This is a genomic window from Xanthomonas cannabis pv. cannabis (assembly GCF_000802365.1).
GTDB classification, from domain to species: Bacteria; Pseudomonadota; Gammaproteobacteria; order Xanthomonadales; family Xanthomonadaceae; genus Xanthomonas; species Xanthomonas cannabis.
The window spans coordinates 1-1,786 of the sequence record NZ_JSZE01000204.1 but is presented as its reverse complement, the minus strand read 5'-3'; the positions used below and the strand labels follow the sequence as shown (position 1 = coordinate 1,786).

At 48.2% G+C, this 1,786-nt stretch carries 1 protein-coding gene; it reads right to left on the bottom strand.

What is annotated here, in order from left to right; translation table 11 throughout:
* Positions 1–350 precede the first annotated feature (350 nt).
* A complete protein-coding gene (locus OZ10_RS22745) occupies positions 351–1,568 on the bottom strand; it encodes a chymotrypsin family serine protease (protein ID WP_081419703.1) in 1,218 nt (405 codons plus the stop codon).
* Between the last annotated feature and the right edge of the window lie 218 nt (positions 1,569–1,786).

The window sequence follows — 1,786 nt, the reverse complement described above, 5'->3', positions numbered from 1 at the left end:
TCCGGACGCACTCATCGATCGGCGATGTCCCGCCAGCCGAGTTTGCCGCCCAATTCGCTCCCCCACCCAAAGCCGAATTCTCCAGTTCCGTTCGGACCTGATGTGGGGAGGAGGTCACGCGTATTGCGCGCGTGCACCAAGACGGTCTTACAGATCGGGTACGGCAGTGAGGTCCAATAGTGCGTTACGAAAAGCGAACGCTACTCGGATTGTCGAAAATAGATCGTGATCTTGTCGGAGGTTTTTTTTAGAACGTTACCTGAAGGGAAATATCTAAATCAGCAGCGCCTACCTTGGACTCTGCTGATTTTTTCAAAGCGCGGAAGTTACTCTACTTACAATAATTTCATTCACTTCAGTGTCAAACCTGCGTCTTTTATGGAGCTAATCTTCATAAAAGCCAAAGCACCGCATTGCCCCGGATTCGGTCCTGCATATGAAGCCGCCGCAACAATTCCCATGGCAGAATTACCAGCATGTACCGGCCCGCCGCTATCTCCAGAAAAGCAAGCTAATTCATTGCCCACAACCACAAGAAACGCACTCGAATCACAGTTTTCACCATTGCAGGCACCGGGTTTGAAACTGTATTGAGTCGCAGAAACCAGACCGCAGGAATGTCCTGTATAGACACCCCTATGGCAAACCCTCCGCCCAGTGTTCGGCGTTGATGAAGACAAGATGATTAAACCAGAACTTTCAGAAGTTCCTGATGCGTAAATCTCACCTAAGGCAGTGTATCCAATCACAGGAAAACTGTGCCATTGCAAGTCATGCCTAGCATCCCAAAGCTCGGCCTCGAGAGTTAAAGGAGCAGTAATTTGCTTTCCACTGTCAAACGCCTGCCAATTATAATAAACGAGTTTATCAGGACAATGCCCAGCTGTTAATATACCTTCCTTTCCAGACTTCGCGTGCTTGACAATAAACCCACCGGTACATCGGTTCACATTTTCCAATATTGCGCCGCCACGCACGCTGGGGTTTGCAGCAGGTTGCATCGGCCCAGGAATGAAATCTATCCTCACAGGATTATTTAATTTTTTTTCGAGCAGTGGTATCTCTTTTTTATAATACTCTCTATCAATTTCCTTATTGTAAACATGAAGGACAATCTGGCTTGTCCTCTCATCTACAAAAACCCCTTCAAGTCCGGGGACATTGCTAAATAGCTCATCATAGTGACTAGCGATGACAGCCTGCAATTCTTCCAAACTCTTCTCGACCCCTCCTTTTATAATGACCGGGACATCACCCGACTTTGTCGAGATTTTACGATTTATGACTGGACCAGCTCCTTTAACCCTTATTACAAATCGCAATTCCGGGACATCCTCCCAATAGGCGCCGGCTAACCTACCCTTGTAACTCTCCACAAGGTGCTGAATTGGCACTTCTGAACTGTCTTGCAGCTTTATTCGCTTTGCCGCTTCTTGCTCTGAAATCAAGGCGGTCCTGGCGTATGTTTTTATTTCTTTACCTTCAGAGCCCCCACCCACCATCTGGGCACAAACTCCGGCTGGCACTGACATGCATAACACCAACGCAAGAGCAACTACAGTCCTCATATCAATCTCCATTAAGCCCCCCCGCGCCTTAATCATCAACGCATTTCTAAGGCGCGGTCAACCATCCATGACTAGAAATGGAATAACTCCCTCTCTGTTGCCACGACGTCCCCCCAATTTTGAGTAGCACCTCAGTTTGGAGTCCAATTCCCTACCCCAAGGAGATTGGACGTGAAGAAGCGTTTTTCCGAAGAGCAGATCATCGGCTTCCTGCGCGA

What these genes read in the sequence shown, in the direction of transcription:
- OZ10_RS22745 (WP_081419703.1), bottom strand. Translation starts at nt 1,568, where the DNA reads ATGAGGACTGTAGTTGCTCTTGCGTTGGTGTTATGCATGTCAGTGCCA.